At 58.3% G+C, this 7,472-nt stretch carries 7 protein-coding genes and 1 pseudogene; 4 read left to right on the forward strand and 4 right to left on the reverse strand.

Going from position 1 to position 7,472, the window contains the following annotated elements:
* The coding region (locus tag B2W52_RS03785; RefSeq protein ID WP_286801408.1) for a sigma-70 family RNA polymerase sigma factor at positions 1–397 on the reverse strand (397 nt) is incomplete at its 3' end.
* 134 nt (positions 398–531) lie between these two features.
* Here B2W52_RS03785 and nadB point away from each other — a divergent pair.
* From nadB to B2W52_RS03805, 4 genes are all read left to right on the forward strand, one after another.
* Positions 532–2,136, forward strand: a complete 1,605-nt coding sequence (nadB, locus tag B2W52_RS03790; protein ID WP_008176209.1) for an L-aspartate oxidase — start codon at positions 532–534, stop codon at positions 2,134–2,136.
* Positions 2,137–2,175: 39 nt separating this feature from the next.
* On the forward strand, positions 2,176–2,448 hold the full coding sequence (locus B2W52_RS03795) for an FAD assembly factor SdhE (RefSeq protein WP_014576278.1): 273 nt from the start codon (positions 2,176–2,178) through the stop codon (positions 2,446–2,448).
* 469 nt (positions 2,449–2,917) lie between these two features.
* Positions 2,918–3,913 carry a CAF17-like 4Fe-4S cluster assembly/insertion protein YgfZ gene (ygfZ, locus tag B2W52_RS03800; protein ID WP_008176217.1) on the forward strand — a complete coding sequence of 332 codons (996 nt, stop codon included), beginning with the start codon at positions 2,918–2,920 and terminating at the stop codon, positions 3,911–3,913.
* Between the two features lie 125 nt (positions 3,914–4,038).
* Positions 4,039–4,872: an HDOD domain-containing protein gene (locus B2W52_RS03805; protein ID WP_008176220.1), complete on the forward strand. Its 834-nt coding sequence runs from the start codon at positions 4,039–4,041 to the stop codon at positions 4,870–4,872.
* 158 nt (positions 4,873–5,030) lie between these two features.
* Here B2W52_RS03805 and ung read toward each other — a convergent pair whose 3' ends face one another.
* The 3 genes and pseudogenes from ung to prfB form a co-directional block, all read right to left on the reverse strand.
* Positions 5,031–5,765, reverse strand: coding sequence for a uracil-DNA glycosylase (gene ung, locus B2W52_RS03810; protein WP_273017365.1), 735 nt, complete (start codon positions 5,763–5,765; stop codon positions 5,031–5,033).
* 3 nt (positions 5,766–5,768) lie between these two features.
* Positions 5,769–7,304, reverse strand: coding sequence for a lysine--tRNA ligase (lysS, locus tag B2W52_RS03815; RefSeq protein WP_273017364.1), 1,536 nt, complete (start codon positions 7,302–7,304; stop codon positions 5,769–5,771).
* Between the two features lie 51 nt (positions 7,305–7,355).
* Positions 7,356–7,472 (reverse strand): annotated as a pseudogene (gene prfB, locus B2W52_RS03820) (peptide chain release factor 2); the annotation flags it as partial.

Below are 7,472 nucleotides of genomic sequence, written 5' to 3' on the forward strand. Positions count from 1 at the left end.
CGGCACTGCCCTGCGGCCGCCGGCCGCGGGATTCCAGGTAATTCTTCGCGGTATTGACGGCAATCCGGTACAGCCATGTATAGAAGGCGCTGTCCCCGCGGAAGCGCTCGATCGCCCTGAACGCCTTTACGAAGGTCTCCTGGGTCAGATCCATGACTTCCTGACTGTCGTAGACGTACCGACTGATAATTGATGCGACTCTGGATTGGTACTTGACCACCAGAAGATCGAAGGCGGCGCGATCACCATTACGGACCTTGCGCACCAGCTGCAGATCCGTCTGGCTGTCCGGGTGATCGCCCTGTTGTTTCTCTGTATCAGGAGTCATGGACTGGTTGCCGGGGTTCCCTGATTTGATGGCCAGCTGTCCGGCCTGTACCAAGTTTCGCTGCGTCATTGATGCTATCCGGCGTCCGTTCATGAAACGGGCTAGACCACCGGTCAGGCGGCTCACCCTGTCAGGCCAAATAGACAGCAAGCGTAAAGTTTAGTTCAATACACGTCCACATTATGGCCTGCGATAACGACCCGATGCCACAGTCCTTCGAATACGATGTTCTCATTATCGGCAGTGGTGCTGCCGGCCTCACCGTCGCGCTCAATCTGCCGGAGCACCTGAAGGTCTGCGTGGTGAGCAAGGCCCAGATCAGCAGCGGCGCCACGCTCTGGGCACAAGGCGGTATCGCCGCAGTTCTGGATGATCAGGATTCCACCGAAAACCACATCTCCGACACCCTCAATGCTGGCGCAGGCCTGTGCCATGAGGACGCCGTGCGGTTCACGGTCGAACATGGCAGGGAAAGCATCAACTGGCTGATCGATTCCGGTGTCGATTTTACGCGGGATCAGGACGCCCACTACCACCTGACCCGTGAGGGCGGCCACAGTCATCGGCGCATCATTCATGCAGCCGATGCCACGGGGCATGCGGTCTCAACCACCCTCACCTCCCAGGCAGAGGCACGACCTAACATAGAACTCATGTCTGGTAGGGTGGCTGTGGATCTGATCACCAATCGCAAACTGTCCCTGCCGGGAAACCGATGCGTCGGTGCCTACATCCTGAACCTTGAAGACAACCATGTAGAGCTGTTCCGGGCACGATTCACAGTGATTGCCACCGGCGGCGCCTCCAAGGCCTACCGCTACACAACCAATCCGGACGGCGCTTCCGGAGACGGGATTGCGATGGCCTGGCGGGCCGGCTGCAGGGTGGCAAACATGGAGTTCAACCAGTTTCACCCTACATGCCTTTATCACCCCCACGCCAAATCCTTCCTGATCACGGAAGCCGTGAGGGGCGAGGGCGGCCTGCTGAAACTGCCGGATGGTTCCCGGTTTATGGATCGCTTTGACGAGCGTGGCGAGTTGGCGCCCCGTGATATCGTTGCCCGGGCCATTGACCACGAAATGAAACGACTGGGTGCTGATCATCTCTACCTGGACATCAGCCACAAACCCGCCGACTTTATAAAGCACCACTTCCCCACCATCTACGAGAAGTGTCTGGGCTTCGGTATCGATATTACCCGGGAGCCCATTCCCGTGGTTCCAGCCGCTCACTACACCTGTGGCGGAATCATGAGCGATGAACGTGCCCGAACCGATGTTAACCAGCTCTACGTGGTCGGCGAGGCTGCCTTCACCGGGCTCCATGGGGCCAACCGAATGGCCAGCAACTCCCTGCTGGAATGCCTGGTTTATGGCCGTGCGGCTGCGGCGGATATTGCCCGCCGGGAAGCCGACATTCCACCACCGCCAGAGGCACCAGACTGGGATGAAAGCCAGGTGCGGGACTCTGACGAAGACGTGGTAATCTCCCACAACTGGGACGAGCTTCGCCATTTCATGTGGGACTACGTCGGCATTGTGCGAACCACCAAGCGGCTGCAGCGGGCCAAGCACCGGGTGGATCTTTTGTCTGCGGAAATCGGCGAGTTCTACAGCAACTACCGTGTCACCAATGACCTGCTGGAACTTCGTAACCTGGTCACCGTGTCTGATCTCATCATATGTTCGGCACTGCAGCGCAGGGAAAGCCGAGGGCTGCACTACACTCTCGATTATCCGGGACTGATCAATGAGGTGCGTGATACCGTGCTGGTTCCCACCACCTACCGTACACTCGCGCCCTGAACGAACACCGTTTTTACACAGGATTCAATGGTAAACACTATGTCAGAGACACCTGCATCGTCTGAAAAAGCAGAATTCAACCGCCTCTGGTGGCATAGCCGTAGAGGCATGCTGGAGCTGGACAACCTTTTGATTCCCTTCATGGAAGAGGCCTTCCGCGATCTGGACGCTGAAGACCAGGCCCGCTACAAGAAACTGCTCACCTGCGAAGATAACGACATGTTTGAGTGGTTCATGCAACGCAGCCGCCCGGCCGATCCCGATCTTCAACGCATGGTCGACATCATTCTCAAACGTGTCCAGCCGGATTGAACTAACGCTCACGCCCTCGCTGCTGGTTGGCCTGCTTGCGGTGCTGCCATGGGTTTTGCTGCTGGCTTTCCTGTTGATGGCGCTACTGGCAGACAAATTCTGGCTTCTCGTTGCAATCCCCATTGCACTGTGGGGCGCCGCCCTGCAGTATCGGTCAAACGGGTTACTTATGGGCTGTGGTTCCGTGAGTGGTCTCCTGATCGAACACGATAAAATGTATGCCAGAATCGGAGACAAGCAGAGGGTAGAGGTTATTCCACTTGCCTCCAGCCGGATCTGGTCAGGCCTGGCACTCTTGAAACTTCGGCCTGCCGGCACCAGATTCCGGTCATACACTTCACTCCTGCTGGCACCAGTACCCGGAAGCCCGGGCAATGTTCCGGCGGAGGATTTCCGTCGTCTCAGGGTCTGGCTCAGACTGGGCCGCCCCCGGCGATCATCTCACTGATTCAATAACCTGGAGTACGCCATGACCGACACAGACGCTTCTGTATCTGCCGTTGCAGAGTATCCCCTGCCGGACAACGGTTGGGCGGATCTCGACAACCGCGTGGTTGTATGCGTCAGCGGCCCGGGCACCGACAAGTTTCTTCAGGGCCAGTTCAGCCAGAACCTCGATGAGGTAATCCCGGAGTATTCGCCGCGCGCGGCCGCAGCAACGCCCAAGGGTCGCGCCTACTGCCTCACACGTATGGTCCGTTCAGGCGACGATATCCTGATGGACTTTCCCGCCGAACTCGCTGACGACATCATCAGCCACTTGCGCAAATATCTGATGCTGTTTCGTGGAACCACTATGGAGGTGGTTCAGGAAACGAAGATTATAGGGATTCTGGGCGACGGCCTGGCAGAAACGCTCGCCGGAAAGCCACTGGATTCTCTGAAAGAGCCCGGGGACGCCTGCACACTCCCTGACGGCATCCTCGTGAAGACGCAATCGACAGCCGAGGGCACGCCCCGCTTCGAGTTCTGGCACACTGAAGAGGGCGAAGCAGCACTTCCCGCCAGCGCCCGTATGTCGGCGGCCGACTGGCAGGCCTCCGAAATCGCAGCGGGCGTCGCCTCCCTGACTACCGCCACACAAGAGTCCTTCGTGCCTCAGATGCTGAACTGGCAGCATGTGGGCGGCGTGCATTTCAAGAAAGGCTGCTACACGGGTCAGGAAGTGATTGCCCGCATGCACTTCCTTGGGCAATTGAAAAAGAGCCTTTTCCGCTTCCGTATTGAACAGTCAGAAGACTTGCCAACCCCCGGAACCGCATTATTTGCTGGCGAGCGGTCAGTCGGAGAAGTGGTCAATGCGATCAAATACCGCGACGGCAGCGTTGAATTACTTGCGGTGGTTCGCCACGATGCCGCTGAAAACGCCTTGCATCCGGAGGGCCTGTCACAGGTGACGCTGGAGCCAATGCCACTGCCCTACCCGGTGCCCGAAAGGGAAAAAAGCGCACAATCAGATACATAAGTTGACAGGCAAACGCGCCAGAATTTGCTATTTTGCTATGCAGCAGCTCACATATTTGATTGTTCGGACAGTGGCCCAGGCATTCTGGCCATTCTTCGAAATCTTTAAGCGGACCTTTACTGACCATGTCGAATATTGTTGAAACCATCAAAGCCGATCTCAACGCAGCCATCGAAAATGACAAGCTGGTGCTTCCCACCCTTCCGGAGGTAGCCCTTCAGGTCAGAGACATTGCGCAATCCGAGGATTCTTCAATAGCCGACTTGGTAAAGGTCATCAGCAATGACACGGCCCTGTCCGCACGCATCATCCGGGTGACCAACAGCCCGCTGTTCCGGGGCAGCCGAGCCATTGAGAACCTGAACATGGCGGTAAGTCGCCTCGGTATGGCCTACACCAGCAACCTGGCCATGGGCCTGGCCATGGAGCAGATGTTCCAGGCCACGTCCGACATGATCGACAAGCGCATGCGGGCCACCTGGCAGACCAGTACCGAAGTGGCCGGCGTCTGCCACGTTCTGGCGCAACACTACACCAAACTCAAGCCGGACCAGGCTACCCTTGCAGGCCTTGTGCATCTGATCGGCGTACTGCCCATCCTGCGCTATGTAGAAGACCAGGACATCCAGATCAGCAGCATCATGCTGGACAACGTGGTTGATGAACTGCATCCGAAGATCGGGGCGACAATCCTCAAGAAGTGGGATTTCCCGAAGGAGCTTCAGAACGTTCCCCTAGAATACGCCAACTTCAACCGTGAGGTGCCGGCGGCCGACTATGCGGATCTCGTGATGGTTGCCAACCTGCAGCTGGTTGCGGGTTCGGAGCATCCGTGGACGGAGATGGACTGGACGAAGATTTCGGCCTTTGATCGTCTGGGGTTGGATCCGAATATCGACATGAGCGAGGAAGAGGATCTGAACGCTCAGATGGAAGCGGCGATGGCGCTGCTTCAGTAATTTTTTGCCTCTGGGAGTTTGACCGCCCGTCTTCAGGATGGGGTCAGGCTCCCAAAACACGCTGTGAATACTTCCCTGTACGCTCGGCTCCGCCATCCATGGCTCCGCACGGTTTTGGGAGCCTGACCCCATCCCGAAGACTACTTGCGGACATGCCCTCAGCTCTTCTTGTATCTCTCGATCAGCTCAGCTTTGCTTGGCAACGCCCAGTTAACGGTGGGCTTTCCCTGCTGCTCCAGCCAGTCGTTGGCCTTTGAGAAGTGCTTGCAACCAAAGAAGCCCCGGTAAGCACTCAGGGGTGACGGGTGAGGGCCGTCCAGGACCAGGTGTTTGGAGCGGTCGATGTGTTGGCCTTTCTTTTTGGCGTAGCTGCCCCAGAGCAGGAATACCACGCCTTCCCGTTCCCGGTTGATGGTTTCGATGACTTTGTCGGTGAAGGTTTCCCAGCCTTTGCCCTGGTGGGCGCCGGCCTGGCCCTGAACGACGGTTAAAACGCTGTTGAGCAGCAGTACGCCCTGCTCGGCCCAGGGCTGCAGGCAGCCGTGGTCCGGGGGAGCGATACCCAGGTCGTCCTGTATTTCCTTGAAGATGTTCACCAGTGAGGGCGGGATGGCCACGTTCGGGCGCACGGAGAAGCACAGGCCGTGGGCCTGGCCGGGACCGTGGTAAGGGTCCTGGCCTAGAATGACCACTCTCACGTTATCGAGCGGCGTGCTGTTGAGGGCGTTGAAGCAGTGTTGGCTGGCGGGAAACAGGACTTTTCCGGCCTGTTCCTCGGCGGCGAGGAACTCCGCCAGGCCCTGCATGTAGGGCCGGCGGAATTCTTCCGCGAGATGCTCTTTCCAGCCCCGGTCGGGCCTGAGCTGGCTGGCCAGTACCTCAACCGGGCTCATGGATCACTCCTCGTCTTTACGGCTGTCGGCCTTGTGCTCGGGGCGCATGGCCGGGAACAGGATAACGTCGCGGATTGATGCCGAGTTGGTCAGCAGCATGGCCAGCCGGTCGATTCCGATACCTTCACCGGCGGTGGGCGGCAGGCCGTATTCCAGGGCCATCACGTAGTCTTCATCGTAGAACATGGCTTCGTCGTCACCGGCCTCTTTCTCGGCCACCTGGGCCTGGAAGCGCTCCGCCTGATCTTCGGCGTCGTTCAGCTCCGAGAAGCCGTTGGCGATTTCGCGACCGCCCACGAAGAACTCGAAACGTTCGGTGACGAACGGGTTGCTGTCTTTGCAGCGGGCCAGGGGCGACACTTCTTTCGGGTACTCGGTGATAAATGTCGGCTGCATCAGGCGATGCTCCGCCGTCGCCTCGAAGATCTCGATCTGGACTTTGCCCAGGCCCCAACCATCCTTGAGATGAATACCAAGGTTTTTCGCCACCTGGCGGGCACTGGCGTCGTCCGCCAGCTGTTCCGGCTTGATGTCCGGGTTGTAGCGCAGGATGGCGTCGACCACGGTCAGGCGCTCGAAGGCTTTACCAAAATCGTACTCGACGGTTTCTTCGCTGCCATCCGCCAGGGTGCGGGTGTTCACGACGGTCGTCGTACCCAGCACTTTCTGCGTAATGCTGCGCAGCATGTCTTCGGTCAGATCCATCAGGTCGTTGTAGTCCGCGTAGGCCTGATAGAACTCCACCATGGTGAATTCTGGATTATGACGGGTGGAAAGCCCCTCGTTCCGGAAGTTCCGGTTGATCTCGAACACCCGCTCAAAGCCGCCGACGACAAGACGCTTCAGGAACAATTCCGGGGCAATACGCAGGTACATGTCGATACCCAGCGCGTTATGGTGGGTCACGAAGGGCCGCGCCGTGGCGCCGCCAGGAATCACCTGCAGCATCGGGGTTTCAACTTCCATGAAGTCCCGGTCGGTGAAGTACTGACGCATGGCGCTGATGATCTTCGAGCGCGCATAGAACACCCGACGACTGTCCTCGTTGACCATCAGATCGACGTAGCGGTGGCGGTAACGGGCTTCCGTATCGGTCAGGCCCTTGTGCTTTTCAGGCAACGGGCGCAGGGACTTGGTGAGCAACACGTACTCGTCCATGGTCACGTACAGATCGCCCTTGCCTGATTTGGACAGGGTGCCTCGCACTCCCACGATGTCCCCCAGATCCCAGTGCTTGGTGTCTTTCTGGACATCCTTGGACGCGTAGATCTGGATCCGGCCAGTCATGTCCTGGACCACCTTGAATGCCTTGCGATCGAGCATCATGCGGCCGGCAATGGCCACCTTGATACCGAGGGACTCCAGCTCTTCCTTGGTTTTTTCACCGTATTTCGCCTGCAGTTCGGCGGCGGTGGCGTCACGACGAAAGTCGTTCGGGAAGGCGTTGCCCTGGTCGCGCATTTCTGACAGTTTGGCGCGGCGCTCGGCAATCAGCTTGTTGTCCTCATGCGGTGCGGCATTCTGAGTTTGATCAGTCATTTTGGCTCACTAGGAATCGGGTTGTCCGGGTTAGCGTGGCAAAGGCGCTGGTTACAGCGCCATCTTCAGGCTGGCTTCGATGAACTTGTCAATGTCACCGTCCAGCACCGACTGGGTATTACTGGTTTCTACCTTGGTGCGCAGGTCCTTGATACGGCTGTCGTCCAG

The sequence above is a fragment of the Marinobacter sp. UBA2498 genome, from assembly GCF_002341575.1.
Classification (GTDB): domain Bacteria; phylum Pseudomonadota; class Gammaproteobacteria; order Pseudomonadales; family Oleiphilaceae; genus Marinobacter; species Marinobacter manganoxydans.